Genomic DNA, 20,001 nt, shown 5'->3' with positions numbered 1-20,001 from the left:
ACCCGGTTTTGGCACGATTTTTGCGCCTGGCAGGTAAGTTTACACTTACTGCCTTTCTGACTGGGAATCGCCATGGTCGACCCGACGACACTCGGTGCCGATGAAGAGTCTCGCTTTGGCAAAGCCAAAGCGTTGCTGGCTGAGCTTCTTGAATTACCCAAACTACAACGGGTCTTTGAAGATCACGATTGTGCCAACGCGCGGATGGTCTATACGCAGGCCCCGACCCTCTGGCTACTCGTTTTACAACGGCTCGAAGGAGGCATCTCACTAACCGATGCCGTCGCAGATTTGCTCAAAAATCATACGGATATTTTGCCTGACAATCGAAGGGTTCAAGAGAATCGCCTTTCCGAAAACAATTCGGCCTACAACGCCGCCAGAAAAAGGATTCCGCTCGCTGTCGTGGAAGAGTTTTCCCATCGAATCTGCGATCACCTTGCTTCCCGCGCTCCCAAAGCCTTTCTCGATCGACGTGTATTCATTATCGATGGGACGACGATCACGCTTCCTCCGACCGAAGCACTTCAGAAAGCGTTCCCGCCGGCGTCCAACCAACACGGAGAGACGGTTTGGCCTATTGCGAGATTGCTGGTCGCAAATGAAATGCAGACCGGGTGCGCGTTGTTGCCGCAAGTCGATCCGATGTACGGAGCGGACAACAAAAGTGAACTTGAGCAAGCCAAGCCGATTATTGAACGACTCCCGAAACGCTCGATCGTTCTGGCTGATAGCGGTTTTGGGATTTTTAATGTCGCCCACCACTGCCAATTACATCATCAAGACTTCGTGCTGCGGCTGACCAAACAGCGATTCAGGTCGTACCGCAAGTCGGCTACGTTGGTCGACCAAGGGGACGGGTACAAGACGTTTCACTTGATTTGGCGGCCGACACCGAAGGACCGCCGAACCAATCTCGATCTTAGTAAAGACACGTCTATCGAAGTCTTTCTCCACCAAATTGAACTTGAAAATGGAGACACGCTGGAGATCGTGACGAGCCTTGAGACGGACGCTCACTCGGCCGCTGCCCTGTACGTTCGTCGCTACGATGTGGAGTTCGATATCCGCGATGTCAAAGTGACGATGGACACAGAAAACATTCGCGCCAAGAGTGTCGACACGGTGATGAAGGAGCTAATGGGATCGATCATCGCTTATAATCTTGTCGCTCAGCTACGCAAACAAGCAGCGAAATTGATTCGAGTTGACCCTCGCGAGCTCAGCTTCACGGGAGTTTGGACGACGTTCAAGCATCATCTGCTACGTGAAAAGCTTACGACCCTGGAGGAATGGAGGCTGGCTTATCACGGCGCTTTGGTGAGCGCAGCGGGCCGCAAACTTCCCAATCGAAAATTGCCTCGCAGCTACCCACGCATAGCCCACCCGCGGCGCCAAAAGACAACGAAATTCCAGAAGTCACTTCGAAGAAAAAAACAGCAGCCCGATGATATACCACCCGAATGACCACAAAGTAGGTGGCATTGGGCGCGAGCCTGCGGGCCCTGCGCTGGTCAAAACCTTGTCGGTTGAGCGGCATTGGTTTCTAGCCCGAACGTGTCGGCGAGGGGCCGCGCGGCGTGCTTCGCTGATCCGCCGGGCTAACATGTCGCGTTGATCTGGGAAAGTCGATAAAAATGACAAACCGCAAGTGCGATGCGAAGATGAATCGGTCAAATGCCAACGCGGCGAAGTCCCGCGCCACTCCAAAACCCTGTGCCTTGTGTGGTCGCGTCACCCGGCGTGGGACGACCGAGCACCACCTGATTCCCCGTCGCTGCCATCACAACACCGTCGAATCTCTGCTCGCACACGAACAGATCGGTCGATTCGTCGCCTGGGTTCGAGACCGCAATTAGGAGCGTCCCGCAATGAACGACGACGAACACCCCTCGGCAGAATCAAACTCCCCCGACGAGTCGAATTCCGAATCGTACTTGGAGGACGATGCTGATTTTGGCGAGTTTTCGCTCGATGATATCGGAGCGGCCTACGCGCGCGCCGCCGCGGCGCATGATCCGGAGACGTTTGCGGTGCCGGAAGCTGCGCCGAGCAGCGACAGTGACGACGAACCAGCGCCGGGTGCGTCGACGGAGAACTCGGCCGCTGAAGACGAAACCGTCCATCCCGAAGGCATCATCGAAGCCGCCCTGTTCGTCGGGCATCCGGACAATCAATCCTTCACCGCCGCCCGCCTGGCGTCGCTGATGCGCGGGGTCACCGAAGAGGAGGTGACCGAGATGATTGACACGCTCAACCAGTCCTACAAGTCAGCCGAACAAGCGTTGCGCATCATCGGAGACGAAGACGGTGGCTATCGGATGACGATTGCCCCCGCGGTCGAAAAAGTCCGCCATTCGTTTCTCGGCAAGGTTCGCGAAGCGCGTCTCAGCCAAGCCGCCGTCGAAGTGTTGTCGCTGGTCGCCTACCAGCCGGGGGTGACCGCCCAGACCGTCCAAGATCAACGTGGAAAAGACAGCGGCGCGCTGCTCAATCAACTCGTCCGCCGCCGACTGCTGGAAATGAAACGCCAAGCACCTGCCGAGGGCGGACGGAAAGTCCCGCACTACTACCCCACCGAGCGTTTCCTCACCCTGTTCGGGCTCGAGACCCTCGAAGACCTGCCCCTGGTCGACGAGAGCTTCCTCGGGCACTAGTGGTCTACCGAAGCTCAATTTTGTGGTAGTGGACGAGGCGACGAGTCCTCCGTCGTCGGCAGATTGGCAAAGACTCGTCGCCTTGTCCACTACCGCCTACCCGAAAAACCAAATGGCTGGCGGGTTTTCGGACACGCCGCCGACCGGCCGACTCACCTCCGCCTCATCCCCCTTCCAACCCGGTTGATCCGTCCGGGTAGCAAGGGCGTCAGTGGCCGAGATGGGGCGAAAACCCGCCAACATGATTTCAATGCAACAGAGAAAGCTAGGCTTGGGCAGTTCTATCCCATTTGTAATTCGTCACCGACACCGGCCTCATCGACCGCCGTTCGTCGTTCGGTGACACACCCGGAATTCCCATGCCTGCGGCGCCACTTCCAGCAAATGAATCGGTTCGGTTGCAAACTCTGGCCGACTACCAGATTCTCGACTCGTTGCCCGAGCAAGAGTATGACGACATCGTCGGCATTGCCTCCCGGATTTGCCGAACGCCGATTGCATTGGTCAGTTTGGTCGATGCCGATCGCCAATGGTTCAAGGCGCGGGTCGGAGTAGATGTCGGCCAGACCGATCGCTCCGCGGCTTTTTGCGCCCACGCGATCTTGAATCAAGACGAGGTGCTGGCCGTCCGTGACGCGACGCAAGATCCGAGATTCCTGGACAATCCGCTGGTCACCGGAGCACCGCACATTCGCTTCTACGCCGGATCGCCGTTGGTAACGCCCGATGGAGTCGCCCTGGGAACCCTTTGCGTGATCGATTCGATCCCCCGCGAACTGTCCCCCGAACAGCTCCTGTCACTCAAAGCACTCGGTCGCCAGACGACGTCGCTGATCGAGTTGCGTGGCCGAACCAACCAATTGGAAACGTATCGCTCGGAATTGGAACAATCCAACGAAGCGCTGCAAGAATTCGCCTACGCCGCATCACACGATCTGAAGCAACCGATTCGCGGGATCGGTTCCTTGACGGAGTTCTTTGTCGAAGATTACGGCGACCAGTTGGACGATGCGGCGAAAGAGAAACTGGAACTGATTCGGCGGCTGACCGATCGCGCTCAAACCATGATCGATCAAATGTTGCACTACGCCCGAGTCGGCAGCGTGGTCGATCGCCTGCAGTCGGTCGACCTGAACGAGGTGGTCGGTCACGTCAAGGAAAACCTGTTTGCCTTGTTCGCGTCGGGCAAAGTGTCGATCCAAAGCATGCAGCTGCCATCGGCCAACGGAGCGCCAGTGCTGCTCAATGAGTTGTTCCAAAACCTGATCTCCAACGGCATCAAGTACAACGACAACGAATCGAAAACAGTGGAGGTCGGATTTCAGACCAAGCCGATCGGACCGGATGACGAAGCGGTGACTGCTTTCTTCATCGCCGACAATGGAATCGGCATCCCCGAGCGGATGCGTCCGGAGGTGTTTACGATTTTCCGCCGGTTGCACGCCGCCGATGCCTATGGCGGAGGTTCCGGAGCCGGTCTGACGATCGCACGAAAAATTGTCGAAACCCACGGCGGCAGAATCTGGATCGACCCGAGTTATCAGGATGGCACCTGTTTCTGGTTCACAATCGGGACTTCCATGGCAGGAATCGAACACGAGTTCCGCTACGACAAGGTCCAGAGCGAACCGGATCTCTGTCACGCCGTCAGTATTTGAGCGATCGTGGCCGCGGCGTGGCTACACCTCGTCATGCCGTCGAATTAGGATGGTGGCCACGTTGCCCGATCGGGATTTCTAGTCCGCGACGCATGGCCTAGCTTCCCTTCGTCGTGCCCCCCATCGTCTTGCCACTACTGCCTTGAAGGTCCACGCATGCCCGCGCGAATATTCACCCTGTTGTTGGTTGTGTTTTCCCTGACCGCGACGACGCTCCCGGCGGCTAGTCCGACGGGGCGCTGGGTCGGCAGCTGGTCGTCTTCGTCGACGGGGCATCAAGGTCCGCTTCGCGCCAGAATCCGCGCCGTCGATGCCAACACCTACCGAGCCCTGTTTGCCGGACGGTTTGCCAAAGTCATTCCATTTGTCTATCCGGCAAAATTGCAACGCGTCCCAGGCACGTCCAATCGCTTTCATTCGTCGACGCGATTGCCGCTGTTGGGCGAATACCGCATGACGGCCACCGTCACGCCGCATCAGTTCAACGCGACATTTCGAGGCAAGAAGGACCTAGGCGTCTTTCGGATGTCACGCGACGCTCGCTGACGCGTCCCGCTGACATCTCAGCACGTGGCGTTACGGCCTGTTGATTTTCTGCGGTTTCAGTTGTGGGATTTGGCGCTATGATGGGGGGCACGGAGGCTTTTTTTCATGGCAGGTTTTGCTACACCACCGCTGGGTCGAGACCAGCTGGTTCTATTTCCTGAAAAACTCGATGAGGTGATCCCGCAAGACCATCGAGTCCGATTGCTCGATGACATTCTGCGACGCCTCGACTGGACCGATTGGGAGGCCGCTTACGATCTCACCAAGGGACAACCGCCGCTTCATCCCCGCGTGATTGCAGGTGCCGTGCTGTACGGAATCATGAATCGCATTTTATCTTCGCGGGCTGTCGAAGAGGCTTTGTGGGTTCGAAATGATTTTCGTTGGCTTGTCGAAGGTCTTCATATCGACCACACCACCATTTGCAAATTCCGGCAGAAGAACTCTGCAGCACTTAAGAGCCTGTTCGTCCAAGTCGGCTTGGTCGCTCGCGAACTCGGGCATTTGCCGCTGGAGTCCCTCGGTTTTGATGGCACACGAATCAGAGCGAACAATCGCCGTTCCGGCTCACGTTCGCCGGAAGAACTTCGCCAAGCGAAGGACGAGCTTCAACAACGATTTGTCGAGCTAGAGGAACAAGCGGCTCAGGCTGACGCTAGCGAAAGCGAACGCCTGGGAAACCACAATGGACTTCAGTTGAGCGAAGAATTGGCCGAGGTGCAGCAGCGTCAGGGAAAGGTCGACGCGGCGATCGCAGAACTGGAAAAGCTAGACAAGGAACCTAAGCGACTGCCGATCGTCGACCCAGAATCTCGTCTCACCCCGAACAAAGATGGAGGCTTTGCCCCGAATTACACCCCGCACCTGGCCGTTGATATCGACAGCGGCCTGGCTGTCTCCGCCGATGTGATTCCTCATACCGATGAAGACAAGCACATGATTTCGGCGGTCCAGGACGTGAAAGAATCGTTCGGCCTGGACAAGGTTCCTGGTGAATTGTTGGCCGACGGCATGATGAGCACTGGCGAGAATCTCGCCCGTTGCGAAGAGCTGGGGATCGACTTTTATTCTCCGATCAAGCTGGGCTGCAAAGACAACCCGGCAGACCGCCAAGACCCGCGTCAGCCTGTGCCCGAAGCGGACTGGGATCGCCTGCCCACCTCGACGACGAAGCGCGACGGCAAGAAGATAAAGCGATTCAACAAGAACGCATTTATCTACGACACTGACGAGAACTGCTATTGGTGTCCTGCCGGCGAGAAACTTGCCTATCAGCACCAAACGAGCCAAATGGAGAACGGTCGTCGTCGAATCTTTTACCGTTACCAGAGCTCTACGGAGTCGTGTCAAGGTTGCCCGCTTGCGTCTCGATGTCTTGGCGCGAAGTCCAAGACTCGTGGGGTCAGTCACGGCGAGCATGAATCGAAGCGTCGCAATCATGCTGAGAAGATGAAGACATCCGAATCACAAGCCAAGTACGCTCGTCGTCGTTCTCCCGGCGAACGCCCCTTCGCAGTGATCAAGGCCAAGTACGGGGCGAGGCAATTCTTCAGCCGTGGTCTGCAGCGTGTGCGAAACGAGTGGCTGTGGTTGGTCAGCGCGTTCAACCTCGAACGATTGCTATCGCTCCAGGCCAGCGGCCCAGATCCGCCACAGCGACGTTAAACGATCGTTTTTTTCATCCCGCCCGTTTCCTCCAGCCAGCCGACCCTCGAATAATAACCGGGGGGACGCTGTGTCTTGAGGGAACGGGGGGCAGGGGGGGACACGCTCAAAATCGCAATCGTGAGCAGAAAATCAACAGGCCGGTTAGCCAGTGGCGCGTGTTGCTCACCCCGCCAACTCTTGCAACAACGCGGCGAAATAAAACGCGCCGCAAAACAGCACGCTGAACTTCCATGCGGTCAACAGCGCCATGAACGTCGCATTGGATTGGACGTCCAACACGGTGCCCTTTTGCCGCGATGTCAATCCGATCAACACGAACACCACGGGCAGCGTCAGGGCCTGAAATGCGGCGAGGGCGAACAACAGAAACGCCAGCGGACGCACCAGTTGAATCAACGCGATCCAGAGTGCGGTCATGGTGGTGACAAGCAGTAGTGCCCGCAATCCGAATCGCACTGCTGCTCTCACTCCGGAATCATCTCGCAGCGGATCAGATCCTCAAACGTCTCTCGTTTGCGAATCAATTTGGCTTGCCCCTGTTCGATCAACACCTCGGCGGCGCGGGTCTTGCTGTTGTAATTACTGGCCATGACAAACCCGTAGGCGCCCGCATTTTCCAGGATGACAAAGTCGCCGACACGACACATCGGCAGTTCCCGACTGTCGACATATCCGCCTTCGCGCTGGGTGAAAATATCGCCCGACTCGCATAGCGGTCCGCCGATGACGGCTTGGACCTTGTCGCGATCGTCGACCGCGGCGCCGTCGCTGGAGCAAACCGAAATTGGATGGTGGGCGCCATACATGACCGGCCGTGCCAGATCGTTGAACCCGGCATCGAGCAACACAAACAGATTTTCGCCGACCTTTTTCACGCTGCGGACTTCGGCGATCAAGAATCCCGATTCGGCTGAAAGATAACGCCCCGGTTCGATCTCCAACGTCACCGGATGACCGAACGATTCGCTCAGTCGGTTACGGGTGGCGTCCCAAAGTTGAAAGTACTTGTCTAAATCGACATACGATTCCGATTCGCTGTACGGCACGGGCAAACCGCCACCGGCGCTGATCGTCGTGATCGTCCTGCCGACCTCCATCGCCACCCGCTCCATCGCTTCACAGACCTCGCTGAGGTGCTCCAGGTCGGTCCCCGACCCGATGTGCATGTGGAGCCCGGTCACGGTGACGCCGTGTTGGTCGGCCCGGCGCAGGCAATCGTCGATCTGGGTATGCCAGATTCCGTGCTTGCTCTGCTCGCCACCGGTGTTCGTTTTCTGGCTGTGGCCGTGGCCGAATCCGGGATTGATCCGCAGTGTCACATCAGCACCCGGAAGACGTTCGCCCAGTTGCGAAATCATGTCGGGCGATCCGCAATTGACGTGCAACTTGTGCTCGACGACCAAATCCAAAGCGGCGGCGTCAAAAATATCGGCCGTGTAAACGATTTGATGGTCCTGGGGCAAATACCCCGCAGCCAACGCACGCTGAATTTCACCGCAACTGACCGCGTCGACGACCACATCACGCCGCCGCATGCGATCCAGAATAGCGATGTTCCCACACGCCTTTTGGGCATAACGGATCACGTCGAATTGACTCAAGTCCGCAATCCGCTGCTCGATTACGTTCAGGTCATAAACGTAGAGCGGCGTTCCATACTGTTTTGCCAGTTCCGCGACGGATAGTCCCCCGATCTGATGGCGACTGGTAGAAAAGGTGGGCGTTGTCAGAGAGGCCATCGCGATCGCAGGGCGGAGAGGGGTAACGGGACAGAAAACCGGCAAGGCGGCCTGTTGATCCAAGCCCGCATGCGTCAGCACGGGGCGGCGTGGCGCCCCTCGCTCGCGCGTCGGGCTAAGATCCACGTGTTGATTGCAAAACATCGATTGAATCAACAGACCGAAGACGCATTCTGTCCCCAAGGGGTCTGTTTTGTCCAGCCACCGCGGACGAGGCAACGCGTGGGACCGTTTTCCCAGGCTGAACCTGGGAAAACGTCTAAGGCTGACCGAGAAGACCCGCGAACCACCTGCGTGGTTCGCGTTTTCCGGCCCCCGATCAGGAACCGGCGGGGTCTTTGCCGTCGGTCCAGGGTCCGGCCAGATTCATGTATTCCGGCTCGTCAAGCTTGCTGCCGAAATCGCCGGCCTTCCAACCCGCGATGTGATTGGGCAACTCGCGAGCCTTCGATTTGGCTTCCCATTTCGCCGCCCAGCCCGGGTCTTTGGTGCTGATGTCGCGGTTCTCGGAATCGACGAAGTAGACCTCGCCTTTACGATAACTTTGTGCCCCCAAGTTCACCACGGCCATCGCCGCGGCACCCAGGTCTGGCGGGTTGTTGCACAGTTCCGGCTCGCCGGCTTCACAGGCATCCAGGAAGTTCGCGAAGTGTGCCTTGGTCGTGTTCTTGACCGGCTCAGTCGAGATTCGCTCGTTCTCGAATGTCCGCTTCGCGGAATCGCCCTGCGAAGTGACTTGGCGTCGCTCGGGGACGAAATCGAACCCGTCAAACCCTTCGCCGTTGCCGAGTTCGAAGGTGCCGTAGTGACCACGAATCAATTGATTCACGCGCGACTCTTGATTGCACATCGTCGCGGTGATCAATCCTTGCACGCCTTCGTTGAAGTCCGCCGCGACGGTAGCAACGTCGGGCACATCGCGGCCGTCGTACTCCATGAAGATTCCGCCGGCGCCGACCACGCGTCCGGGGATCCGAAGTCCCGTCGCCTTCAACATCGACGTGGTGCGGTGAACGAACAAGTCGGTGAACATGCCGCTTCCGAAGGGCCAGAACCGTCGCCACTGCTTGTAAACCGCACGGTCAAACGGCATCTCCGGGGCGAGGTCTTCGTTGGTGCCCAGCCAGCGCTGCCAATCAATCTTCTTCGGGTTCATGTCGGCAACCAGCTTGTAATAACGCCATTGACCGACGTTGCTGTTGCGGAAGTATTCGGTCTGGAATCCGAGCACCTTGCCGAGTTTTCCGTCTTGAAGCAACGCCCGGATTTCATTCCAAACCGGCAGACTGGTCGACTGCACGCCGACCTGCATGACCTTGCCCGAGGCGCGCCACTTGTTCTCGACGTTGAACGCTTCTTCGACCGTCTTGGTCATCGGTTTTTCGCAGTAGACGTTCAGTCCTGCGGCGAGCGAATCGATGATCTGTTTGTGGTGCCAGTGGTCGGGCGTCCCGATGCAAACGGCGTCCAGGTTTTCCTTGGCGATCATGTCGTTGTAATCGACGTACCGTCCCGGATCGGTACCGGTTTTGTCCTTGATGTAATCGGCGACCATGTCACGCTGCGTCTCGTACACCTCGGCGACGCCGACCAGGTCGATCTTGCGGCCTTCCTTGTGCAGATCGCAGAGTGTTTTCACGTGGGCGCCGAAACCGCGTCCGCCGGGGCCGATGAACCCGATGCGTAGGCGTTCGTTAGCACCGGCGGCAGCCTTGGCGCGTCCGGGTAGCGTCATGCCGACGCTCGCCGCGGCACCGACCGTGGCCCCGTTTTTCAGAAAGGATCGTCGGTCGGTACTTGGTTTTTCAGCAGGATGGTGCATTCGCGCGTGCCTCGGGCCGATTCGGCAGGTGGGAAAAAATGGCGGGAAACTTTGAGCCACCAATTGTAACTGATCGGTCGCGAATTGGTATCCACAGCCGCTGATCGAAGCGTGCCGTCAACCGCGGTCGCGTGGATGCGGGGGGCGTTCCCGACGCATTCCACCGTCAATCCGTCGGCCAGCGTTGCATTCCGCCCGCGATTGGCACCCGGGAAAACCCGTCCGCCTGCGGGTCGCGGTGATAAAAATACGTATACGCCGCCCCGACCAACTCGTCGTTTTCTCCGAACACGTCAACCACATGGCGGTGGTACAGATCGCTCGGCGAATTGCCATCGGTCCCCTCGACCTCGTCCAGCACCGACAGCACCCGCGGCATCGACAGGGGGGCAAACCTCCACCGTTCGCCGACCACCTGATGGTCGCCCGGCATCAACGCCGGATAGTCCGCGCGTCCGTACAATGTTCCGCGAATCCAGCCCGCGACCACGTTTTGCGGCGCGACGGGCCAGCAGCTCTCGCGACATTGACCGCGTTTGAGTGTGCCGTAAACGAAGACCGAATCGATCGTTGGTTGGTTCTGCGGGGGAAGCATCTTGGGGGCGATCGCCGGAATGGAACGTGGTTTCCTTGGGTTGACGCCCGTCGGCTCGCGCCAAACGGCTGATCGTCGATTGACATCAGCCGGCTCGCGCCAGCGTCCGGGCCCCTCGTTGATGTTAATTCAGCGGTATTGAGCATCAGTTGGGATCGCAAGCTGGAAGCTTACGCCACTTGGTTTCGCATGGATTTGAACTCGGCTTGCCATCGGCTGATGGCGCTGTCGATTTGGTCGGTGCCGAGTTCGGCGAAAAATTCGGACCAGTTTGCATCGCTGGTGAATCCCAGCCCGCCTGCCATCGCCAAATCCACGGTGTCCATCGAATCAGCGATGCCTTCTTTCAGCAAGCAGTTCGCTTCAATCCACATCGGAATCGTCAACAACAGCAACACCTCTCCGTCGCTGAACTCGCGGCGGTCGGTGCGATAGGTTTCAATCAGCTCTTGTGCCGGGGCGGACAACTGCTCACTGCGCCTGCCGCGGTCGTAGTCAAACAATCCGCCACCGGATCCGCGTCCGAGTCGTTTGCGTTTGAGCAAAGCCGGGACCATGGGCGACGGATCGATCCGCTGCGGGAACGCGCTGGTGAACGCTTTGCCCGCATGGTACATCGTGGGCGCCCCGATCCAGTCGATCAACTCCAGTGGGGACATCGGCATGCCGTAGGCCAACGCCGCTCGCTCGATCTGGCGCTCGGTCGCACCACGGCACAGCAGCAACAATGCTTGGTTCAGATAGGGCGAAAGCATCCGGTTGACGATGAATCCGGGACCGTCCTGGCACCGTATCGCGCGCTTGCCCAGCCGCGCCGCGTGATCCACGACCGCTTGGATCGCATCGTCGTCGCTGCGTTTTCCCGTCACGACTTCGACCGCCGCCCGGGCATGGACGGGCATGAAAAAGTGCATGCCACAGACCCGGCCGGCCGAACGTAACCGCTGGCCGGCGATCTCGTCGATCAACAGGGTGGACGTGTTGCTGCAGAGCACCGCCGATTCCCCCAGGTCGTTTTGCAGCATTTCAAACACGTCTTGTTTCGCATCACTGCGTTCGACGATCGATTCGATCACGATCGGCGCATTCGTCTCATCACTCGAATTCGGGTCGCCGACCGTGATGGCGTGCAGCGATCCGGCTGGCAGCGAACACTCACGCGTCGCAAGTCCCGCTTCGTCAAAGGCAATCGCTGCGGCTCGGATCGCCTCAGCACTTTGGTCTGCCAGGCAGAACGTAACGTTGCGTACCGCATGGGCATCGGCGATCGCTCGTCCGACCACACCCGCTCCGATCAACAAAACGCGGGGCAAGTCGTGCGGCCACTGCGGGGAATCGGGTGTCATCCCAAACCTTGGTAAGTAGGGTTCACTAAGCGGCCGCCGGCTCGGCAAATGGATTGGGAACGACAACCGTCTGCTCACACGACTGCAGCTCGACGCGCGGTTTGCGCCCGACAAACGCCGCCCACGCGGTAAACGTGCTCGGCGGCCCCATCATCCAGTCCGTTTCTGCCAACGCGTACATGTCCCGCAATGCGGTTCCGGGGCCGGGGGTGATGTTCAGTCCGGCAAAGTGCTGGGGGTTCAGTCGTTCGTGGCTGCAAACCAAAAACTGCACCGTGCGGCCGGGCAACTGGTCGCACACGCTGCGCATCCAGTTCGCATACAAACGGTCGTCGAAATAATATCGCCCGCCTTGGAATTCGGCATAGTCGCCGCGGCGAATGTGGACGCCGACGACAACGTCACTCGCACGACGCGCCTGTTGCATCGTCGAACCGATCGCGTTTTGATCGTCCGCGGAAACGGCAAAAAAATCGCGAATGTGCGACCAATGGTTCTGCAGAAGTCGCGGGCTGCGAAACAGCCAGCCCTGCAACAACAGCGTGCGGCCGGATTCAACGGCGCTGCGAAATTGGTCGCCTTCCAAATCACACTCCTGGCCCGATCGCAATCGAATCACCTTGGCCGGATAGTCACGCATCCCGACCGCGTTCATCGTTTTGGCCATCGCCTGAATGCCGTGCATCAACCCGAGGCGAACCGTTTGCGATGGCGCCCGGCCGGATCCGGTGTCGTTGGATCGTCCACTCAGGTGTGTTGCGTAGCGACACCAAAGATCGTCGCGTGTGCTGGGGAACAACGCCGCATACTCGGCAAAGCAGGGATTACGCAGTTCGACGCCATAGTGCCGAGCCGCCGCAATCAAGTGCGCGTAAAGAAACAACCGGTTTCCGAGTTGGCCGTACCTTCGTGCGATAATCATCATGAGCGGCAGGCCATCCTCGAATCGGAACGAAACATCCAAGCAAAAGGCGAAAAAACAATCGTCTGGATCAGACGCCAGGGTGCCGGTGTGGAAACGGCAAGCCGGACCGCTGCGATGCTATCGCCGAGCCGAAAGGGTTCACAAGTCCGGTTCGCGGATTTTCGCCCCGTCGGGCAATCATCGGCAAACCGCGGGTGACTTTTGCGATCCAAGGCGTGCACTTTGAAGATTGGGGCTGCGTCTGGAAAACTGGTCTTGCCCTGTACAGCTAAATCTTGCGATACGCGGGCCACGAGCCGAAAGGCCGCATCACACATTTAACTCGCCATGCTTCGCCCACGGGAGACGATTCACTGCGATGAAGACTCGATCACTTGCCCTGCCCTGCGCACTCGTTGCAGCGATGATGCTCGCTTCGCTCACCGACGCGTCCGCCCAGGACTCTGCCACGGACCCTCCATTACCCGGCAACCCGTTGACCCGGATGATGAGCGGACTGAACCCGATGAATTGGCAGATGCCCAAGCTGAAAATGCCGACCATGTCCACGTTTCTGCCGTCCAAAGACGAAAAGGAGCGTGTGATCACCAAGAAAGACAGCTTGGTGGACGAGGTCTCCATGACCGCCAAAAAGAGCTGGCTGCGCACCAAGGACACGCTCAATCCGATGCGATTGATCCCCGCCGGATTCCGTCAGGACAGCCAAACGGCACCGGCACCCGCGGCAAAACAACAGGGCGGCTTTTTCAGCAACCTGTTCTCTCCGTTTCCCAAATCCGAGGACGACGAAGTCAATCGCTCGGTCAACGAGTTTCTCAAGCAAGAGCCCGTCCGCTAGAAGCACCAAAGTGGCGTAAGCTTCCAGCTTGCGTGGGGCCTGAGACGCAAGCTGGAAGCTTACGCCGCGTCGAAACTACTTGGCGATCACGCTTTGGAATCGATCGAACAGGTAGTGGCTGTCATGCGGCCCCGATGAGGCCTCGGGGTGATGTTGGACACCGAAGGCTTTCGATTCGCGATGCCGAACGCCGGCAATCGTGTCGTCGTTCAAGTTGCGGTGGGTGATCTCCAGGCAGTCCGGCAGCGACTCTTCTTCGACGGCGAAGCCGTGATTCTGCGTCGTGATTTCGACTTTGCCGGTTTGCAGATCCAGCACCGGTTGGTTCGCCCCTCGGTGACCGAACTTCAACTTGAAGGTCTTCGCGCCACAAGCCAGCGACAACAGTTGGTGCCCCAGGCAGATCCCGAAGATCGGCGTTTTTCCGATCAGTGCGGCAATGGTTTTCTGGGCATAGTCCAGCGGCTCGGGGTCACCGGGGCCGTTGGACAAGAAAACGCCATCCGGCTGGAGCTTCAAAATCTCATCGGCGCTGGTGTCGCCTGGGACGACCGTGACCAGGTTTCCGCGTGAGATGAAGTGACGCGGAATGTTCCACTTCATCCCAAAGTCCATGCAGACGACCTTGGTGTTCCCCGCGCCGGCGGGGTTACCCCGTCGAGCGATTTCGGTTTCGGTCCAGTCATCGAGACGGTGATCCCACTGCCGCGACTGTGTGGGCATCACTTCGCGAACCAAGTCGCGGCCGACCAAACCAGGGCTGTTTTTCGCTTTTTCGACCAGCGACGCGTCGTCCAGATCTGTGCTGGATAAAATGCCTCGCATGGCACCCTGCTCGCGGATCCGCCGCACCAGGGCCCGGGTGTCGATCCCGGCCAAGCCGACGATGCCGTGCTGTTGCAGGTACGCCGACAAGCCGCCTTCGGCACGATAGTTACTGTAGATTCGGCTCTCTTCGCGGACAATGAACCCCGACAGCGACGGCTTCTCGTGCTCGATGTCGATCGAGTTGACGCCGTAGTTCCCGATCTCGGGATACGTCATCGTTACGATTTGGCCGTGATAACTGGGGTCTGTCAGGATTTCCTGATAGCCCGTCATGGAGGTATTGAAAACGACTTCGCCGTTGATTTCGCCGTCGGCCCCGAAGCCTTCTCCGGTGTAAACCGTGCCGTCTTCGAGCGCAAGTTTTGCGATTCGGGTCATGGGGATATGGAGGCGAGTTGCCCAAAAGTGCGGAAAGGGTTGGGTAGAGTTCAAAAACTCCCATAGGTTAGCGGCGATTGGTATTTTCGACGAGTGGGTGCGTGCGGCCTATCGACCACAAGTGCTCCGCCGCACCTTGGTTTTTGGGTAGGCGGTAGTGGACGAGGCGACGAGTCCTTGCCAATCTGCCGACTACAGAGAACTCGTCGCCTCGTCCGCTACCCGAAAATTGAGCTGCGATAGACGACTAGCGCTCCGAAAACGTTTTGATTTACGTAGCCAGCGCACTAGCCACCGGCTCACCCCACCCCCGGGAACAGCCACGCCATCAACAGGCAAACGATCAGTGCCGACAGACCGGTCGCGATGCTCATCGGCGAGATCACCTTCAGCCCTTCGGCTTCCGTCATCCCGCTCATCCGGGTGATCACCCAAAACGCGCTGTCGGTCATCCAGGACACCGGTTTGCTGCCCGCCCCGATCGCCATCGCCAGATAGACCGGGTGGAAGGGCAGGTCCGCCGAAAACGCAAATCCTTGCAGAACGCCCGCCGAGGTAATCATGGCAACGGTGGCAGAACCTTGCAGCGTTCGGATCGCCGTGGTCACGCAAAAGGCCAGTGGCAACAACATCAGTCCGGCGTTGGCGTCGACCAGCGATCCCACCGCCGTTGCGATCCCCGCCTGTCGCAACATCGCACCGAATGCGCCGCCGGCTGCGGTGATCAAAATGATGTTCCCCGCCGAAGCCAACGAGCGGCTGACCAGCGACTTGCGTTGGTCCGCATCGATGTACCGAATCAACGTCATGCCGAACGCCAGCCCGATCGCGATCGCAATGTTCTTGTCACCGACCAGCTTCAACACGTCCGTCAACCCGCTCGGCTCCACCGCGTCCGACTTCAACAGGTACGCCAACACACTGCCGATCGTGATCAAGATGACGGGGATCACGATCGGAAGCAGCGACTCGAGGAATCCCGGTGAACGGCCGCGGTCGTGCGGGTCGGGCGAGCTTCCTGACTCCATTGCATCGGTTTCTCCTGTACCCGATTGTGACTCATCTGACTCCTCTTCCGGCACCGACTCCCCAGCGATCTCGCGAAGTGGAACATCGACGAAGCGATTGATCAGTCGCGCCGACGCCAGGGACAACACGCTACTCATGCTGCCCACGACCAGCCCGACTCCCAGCATCACGCCGACGTCGACGTTCAAGATTTCGGCGACCTGCAGCGGCCCTGGAGTGGGAGGGACCAGCGAGTGCGCGATCGAACCGCCGGCCAGGATCGCCAAGATAAACAGCACGTAATCGCGACCGACGACGCGGCGCAACGATCGCGCCAAGGGAATCATCAGGTAGAACACCGTGTCGAAGAAGACTGGGATTCCGATGATGAACGAGCTCACCGCCAACGCTTCGGGGGAACGTTTCGGGCCGACCCACATCAACATCCGCGCGACGATCGTTCGGGCCGCGCCGGATTCCGACAAGCATCCGCCGATCACGCTGGCCAACGCAATTAAAATCCCAATTTTTCCGGCCGTCGAACCGAACGCCGACGTCACACGTGCGGCCGCACTGCTGTGCGTAAATGACACGGCCGCTTCCGGCGTCCACTCCTTCGCGGCAACCTCTGCGTCGGCGTACTGCTGAAGCGATTCCGGTGTGGTCAAACCCGCGACCAGCAATCCGGCCAATAATAACGTCAAAAACGCGTGCAGCCGAAACACGAGAATGCTGACCAAGACCACGACAACCGCTAGGGCAACGATCAACCAGATGCTCATCAACAACTTCTTGGTGTGCGGATTCTGAGTGTGCGGATTGCGCGTCGGACGCAAATTTCGAGAGTCTGTCTGCGTCAATCCGTCGATCTAGGCGTGTGGGCCGATGCAGCCTACAGTATGCCGTGAAGAACCTTAACAAAATTCGCAGGGCCGCGCGGCCGATGGCAGACTGCGGTATCTTACCGTGGCGCCTGCACCATGCGTCGCCTTCGATTTCCTCCCAACGCACCGGTCAAGAAGTCACGTGTCCGACTCCAACTCCGATTCAAACAGCGAGCCGTCGTTTTTCACCAAGCATGAATTTGCGATCCGCCGACTTCACTCGTTGACGGGAATTGTGCCGCTGGGTCTTTACATGTGCGTTCACCTGACAACGAACGCAAGCCTGCTGGGAAGTGTCGAGATTTTTCAGCGTGCCGTCTTCTTGATCCACAGCCCCGGTCCACTGCTGCCGCTGATCGAATGGGGCGGGATTTTCCTTCCTTTGCTGTTCCACGCCGGTCTCGGGATCTGGATCGCCAAGACAGGCCGCAGCAACAGCAGCCAGTACCAATTCACCAGCAACAAACGCTACACCTGGCAACGTTGGACCGGATTCATCGCCCTGGTGTACCTGTTCCTGCACGTCATGCACCTGCACGGCGGGATTCACGCCGAAGGCTGGATGAACGCGATCTACAAAGTGGGATTCGGTCAATTCAGTCCCTACAACGCGGGCAGCTCGTTGGTCGATGCGATGAATCTTGGTTATGGAATCATCTGGCCGGCGATCTACTTGGTCGGTGTCCTGGCCTGCGTCTACCACTTTATCAACGGACTGTGGACCGCCGGGATCACCTGGGGGCTTTGGATTTCACCCCAAGCTCAGGCGCGAGCGACCAAGGTCTGTGTGGCGCTGGGCGTGGTTTTGACGGTTATCTCGCTGGCAGCCTGGGCCGGAGCCGTTTTCCCGAGCAAAGACGACGTCGCAAAGATGCGTGCGATCGAAGACCGCATGTACGAGGCGGGCGTCGTGTCCGGAACCGTTCTGGAGAACGAACACAAGCGTGACTTGCGCGGTCGAGCGGCGGCTGAGGAGTCCGTGGACGCATCTGACGGCGAACAAGCATCCACAGGAACGACGGAGCCGGCGTCCTGACGCTGATCGACTCTGGCCCGTTTACGCAATTCCATTCGAATCAACACACTCAACTCTTTCATCCTCAGTCACTATGTCAAATCAACGTGTGGTCGTCGTCGGTGGTGGTCTTGCTGGTCTCGCCTCGGCGATGAAATTGGCGGAACTGGGCGTCGCCGTCGACCTACTCAGTCTGACCCCCGTCAAGCGGTCCCACAGCGTTTGTGCCCAAGGCGGTATCAACAGTTGCAACGACCAAACTCGTCAGCTGGGCGACAACGAATGGAAACACTTTGACGACACGGTCTACGGCGGTGACTTTCTCAATCACCAACCACCCGTCAAAGAGATGGCTTACTGGGCGCCCAAGGTCATCGAACTGATGGACCGCTTGGGAGTTCCGTTCAACCGCACCGGCGAAGGTTTCTTGGACCGACGTCGTTTCGGCGGCACGCTCTACAAACGAACCGCCTTTGCCGGAGCGACGACGGGGCAACAGCTGCTCTACGCACTGGACGAACAAGTCCGTCGCCGCGAATCGGAAGGCCTGATCCGCAAGTTTGAATTCTGGGACTTCTTGGGGCCGATCCAAGACGAGACCGGACGTTGCCGCGGCGTCGTCGCGCAAGACATGGTGTCGATGGAAATTCGAGCCTTTCCCGCCGATGCCGCCGTCGTCGCCACCGGCGGTTGTGGCCTGGTGTACGGTCGCAGCACGATGAGCGTGTTCTGCACCGGCAGCGCCGCCAGTCGCTGTTTCCAAGCCGGCGCAAAATACGCCAACGGCGAGTTCATCCAAGTCCACCCGACGGCGATTCCCGGTAGCGACAAGCTGCGTTTGATGAGCGAATCGGCCCGCGGCGAAGGCGGACGCGTCTGGGTCCCCCGCAAGCCGCATGACTCACGGGCCCCGCGCGACATCCCCGCCAGCGACCGCTACTACTTCCTCGAAGAACGGTATCCCGAATACGGTAACCTGGTGCCTCGCGACATCGCGACTCGCGAGATTTTTGACATCTGCGTCAACGACGGACTCAGCGTCGACACCGAACGGATGTGCGTTTACTTGGATTTGACCCACATTCCCAAAGCGGAATTGGATCGAAAGCTCGGCGGGATCCTCGAAATCTACGAGAAATTCCAGGGCGTCGATCCGCGGATCGAACCGATGCGAATCTTCCCCGCGGTCCACTACAGCATGGGCGGATTGTGGGCCGATTACGTCAAGAGTGCCGACGGAGGCCTGGAAGCCGGCGCACCGGCCAATCACATGACCAATATCGAAGGGCTCTACGCCATCGGTGAATGTGATTACCACTACCACGGTGCAAACCGATTGGGCGCCAACTCGTTATTATCTTGCATCTTTACCGGTTTGTTTACCGGACCATCGATCGTCAATTACATCGACAATCAATCCGGCGGGCATGCCGACATCGACGCCGCCACGCTGTCCGGTGCCGTCAGCAAACAACAAGAACGTCACGACTCGCTGTTGACCGGCAACCCCGGCAGTGATGAGAACCCGTACCTGATTCACCAGGAACTGGGCGACATCATGACGCGGGCCGCGACCGTGGTGCGACGCAACGACCAATTGACCGATGCAATCGAAAAAGTGAACGAATTGCACGACCGCGCGATGAAAGTCAACTTGTCCGACACCGGCAGCTGGTCCAACCAGAATGTAATCTTTGCCAAATCACTCCAAGACATGTTCCCGATCGCCAAATCAATTCTCGGCGGCGCGCTGCGGCGTGACGAATGCCGCGGTGCCCACTTTAAACCGGACTTCCAAAAGCCTTCGCTGACTGCGGAAGACCCGGCCGCGCGGCGGAAGCAGGCCGAGGAGTGGTGCGACGCGTTCGAAAAGAACAACGACAAATACTTAAAAAGCACGATCGCCGATTACGACAACGCTTCGATGCAACCACAGTTCAGCTACGAAGACGTGGACACGTCGCTGCAACCGCCACGCCCGCGACTGTATGGGCTTGTCGGTGCCGATATCATCGAAGAGGTGTGGAAAGAGCGGGCCGAGACGAAAAATCAGCAGCCCCAAATGGCTTCCTCGTAAGACATCGCTGCTCGTTT

The 20,001-nt window shown here is 58.7% G+C and carries 17 protein-coding genes; 9 read left to right on the top strand and 8 right to left on the bottom strand.

Annotated features, from left to right (window positions below):
• Positions 1–72: 72 nt before the first annotated feature.
• The 6 genes from TBK1r_RS05615 to TBK1r_RS05590 all read left to right on the top strand — a co-directional run bounded on the left by TBK1r_RS05615 (position 73) and on the right by TBK1r_RS05590 (position 6,526).
• Positions 73–1,467 (top strand): IS4 family transposase, encoded by a 1,395-nt coding sequence (locus tag TBK1r_RS05615; protein ID WP_145207138.1) that lies wholly within the window; start codon positions 73–75, stop codon positions 1,465–1,467.
• 197 nt (positions 1,468–1,664) lie between these two features.
• Complete coding sequence (locus TBK1r_RS05610; RefSeq protein WP_145207984.1) at positions 1,665–1,859, top strand: hypothetical protein; 195 nt, start codon at positions 1,665–1,667, stop codon at positions 1,857–1,859.
• A 12-nt stretch (positions 1,860–1,871) separates the two neighbouring features.
• Positions 1,872–2,657: an SMC-Scp complex subunit ScpB gene (locus TBK1r_RS05605; RefSeq protein WP_145207982.1), complete on the top strand. Its 786-nt coding sequence runs from the start codon at positions 1,872–1,874 to the stop codon at positions 2,655–2,657.
• A 359-nt stretch (positions 2,658–3,016) separates the two neighbouring features.
• Positions 3,017–4,315 carry a sensor histidine kinase gene (locus TBK1r_RS05600; RefSeq protein ID WP_145207980.1) on the top strand — a complete coding sequence of 433 codons (1,299 nt, stop codon included), beginning with the start codon at positions 3,017–3,019 and terminating at the stop codon, positions 4,313–4,315.
• A 156-nt stretch (positions 4,316–4,471) separates the two neighbouring features.
• The gene (locus TBK1r_RS05595) at positions 4,472–4,861 is read left to right on the top strand and encodes a hypothetical protein (RefSeq protein WP_145207978.1); all 390 of its coding nucleotides are present in this window, start codon (positions 4,472–4,474) and stop codon (positions 4,859–4,861) included.
• A gap of 105 nt (positions 4,862–4,966) precedes the next feature.
• Complete coding sequence (locus TBK1r_RS05590; protein ID WP_145207977.1) at positions 4,967–6,526, top strand: IS1182 family transposase; 1,560 nt, start codon at positions 4,967–4,969, stop codon at positions 6,524–6,526.
• A gap of 165 nt (positions 6,527–6,691) precedes the next feature.
• On the opposite strand, the gene TBK1r_RS05585 is transcribed toward TBK1r_RS05590, so the two are convergent.
• The 6 genes from TBK1r_RS05585 to TBK1r_RS05560 all read right to left on the bottom strand — a co-directional run bounded on the left by TBK1r_RS05585 (position 6,692) and on the right by TBK1r_RS05560 (position 12,956).
• Entirely contained in the window at positions 6,692–6,946 is a 255-nt protein-coding gene (locus TBK1r_RS05585; RefSeq protein ID WP_145207975.1) for a hypothetical protein, read from the bottom strand.
• Positions 6,947–6,993: 47 nt separating this feature from the next.
• Positions 6,994–8,268 (bottom strand): diaminopimelate decarboxylase, encoded by a 1,275-nt coding sequence (gene lysA, locus TBK1r_RS05580; RefSeq protein ID WP_145207973.1) that lies wholly within the window; start codon positions 8,266–8,268, stop codon positions 6,994–6,996.
• Between the two features lie 319 nt (positions 8,269–8,587).
• Positions 8,588–10,090: a Gfo/Idh/MocA family protein gene (locus TBK1r_RS05575; protein WP_145207971.1), complete on the bottom strand. Its 1,503-nt coding sequence runs from the start codon at positions 10,088–10,090 to the stop codon at positions 8,588–8,590.
• 166 nt (positions 10,091–10,256) lie between these two features.
• Entirely contained in the window at positions 10,257–10,685 is a 429-nt protein-coding gene (locus tag TBK1r_RS05570) for a gamma-glutamylcyclotransferase family protein (protein ID WP_145207969.1), read from the bottom strand.
• Between the two features lie 170 nt (positions 10,686–10,855).
• Complete coding sequence (locus tag TBK1r_RS05565; protein ID WP_145207967.1) at positions 10,856–12,031, bottom strand: 3-hydroxyacyl-CoA dehydrogenase family protein; 1,176 nt, start codon at positions 12,029–12,031, stop codon at positions 10,856–10,858.
• 25 nt (positions 12,032–12,056) lie between these two features.
• The gene (locus TBK1r_RS05560) at positions 12,057–12,956 is read right to left on the bottom strand and encodes an alpha-1,2-fucosyltransferase (RefSeq protein WP_145207965.1); all 900 of its coding nucleotides are present in this window, start codon (positions 12,954–12,956) and stop codon (positions 12,057–12,059) included.
• A 358-nt stretch (positions 12,957–13,314) separates the two neighbouring features.
• Between TBK1r_RS05560 and TBK1r_RS05555 the strand changes: the two genes are divergently transcribed.
• A complete protein-coding gene (locus TBK1r_RS05555) occupies positions 13,315–13,794 on the top strand; it encodes a hypothetical protein (protein ID WP_145207963.1) in 480 nt (159 codons plus the stop codon).
• A gap of 75 nt (positions 13,795–13,869) precedes the next feature.
• Here the strand turns inward: TBK1r_RS05555 and carA are convergent, their stop codons facing one another.
• Entirely contained in the window at positions 13,870–15,000 is a 1,131-nt protein-coding gene (gene carA, locus TBK1r_RS05550; protein WP_145207961.1) for a glutamine-hydrolyzing carbamoyl-phosphate synthase small subunit, read from the bottom strand.
• A gap of 299 nt (positions 15,001–15,299) precedes the next feature.
• On the bottom strand, positions 15,300–16,790 hold the full coding sequence (locus TBK1r_RS05545; RefSeq protein WP_145207959.1) for a GntP family permease: 1,491 nt from the start codon (positions 16,788–16,790) through the stop codon (positions 15,300–15,302).
• Positions 16,791–17,034: 244 nt separating this feature from the next.
• Between TBK1r_RS05545 and TBK1r_RS05540 the strand changes: the two genes are divergently transcribed.
• On the top strand, positions 17,035–17,928 hold the full coding sequence (locus TBK1r_RS05540; protein WP_145207957.1) for a succinate dehydrogenase cytochrome b558 subunit: 894 nt from the start codon (positions 17,035–17,037) through the stop codon (positions 17,926–17,928).
• Between the two features lie 73 nt (positions 17,929–18,001).
• Positions 18,002–19,984: a succinate dehydrogenase flavoprotein subunit gene (gene sdhA / locus TBK1r_RS05535; RefSeq protein WP_145207955.1), complete on the top strand. Its 1,983-nt coding sequence runs from the start codon at positions 18,002–18,004 to the stop codon at positions 19,982–19,984.
• Positions 19,985–20,001 lie beyond the last annotated feature (17 nt).

Origin of the sequence: Stieleria magnilauensis, assembly GCA_007753675.1 — a bacterium.
Lineage (GTDB): Bacteria > Planctomycetota > Planctomycetia > Pirellulales > Pirellulaceae > Stieleria > Stieleria magnilauensis.
This window is presented reverse-complemented; position numbering and strand designations above follow the sequence as displayed.